The following is a 264-nucleotide window of genomic DNA, read 5'->3' on the forward strand; positions in this document are numbered from 1 at the left end:
TTATGTGTGATTGTGAAGTTTGTAGACGAAAGAAAAACCGGGATCCATTAAATCGGGATTCTGAACGAAAAAAAGTGGATTCTGAGCCAATAAAAAAGGATTGTGAACCAAAAAAACAGGTTTCTGAGCCAATAAATCAGGATTCCGAATCAGTAAATTCTTATTCATATAGTAAAAATGCAAATTTTTTAGAAGAAGCTATACAAACAGATGAAATCGATCAAGTTTCTGAGGAATATATTGAAATAGTAGATTCAGCAGATG

General features: G+C 32.2%; 1 pseudogene. It reads left to right on the plus strand.

Features of this window, described 5'->3' with window-relative positions:
• Nucleotides 1-2: 2 nt before the first annotated feature.
• Nucleotides 3-264, plus strand: a pseudogene (locus MR160_RS34385) (spore coat protein); the annotation flags it as partial.

This window comes from Bacillus cereus group sp. BfR-BA-01382 (assembly GCF_022663475.1).
Taxonomy (GTDB): Bacteria; Bacillota; Bacilli; order Bacillales; family Bacillaceae_G; genus Bacillus_A; species Bacillus_A thuringiensis_S.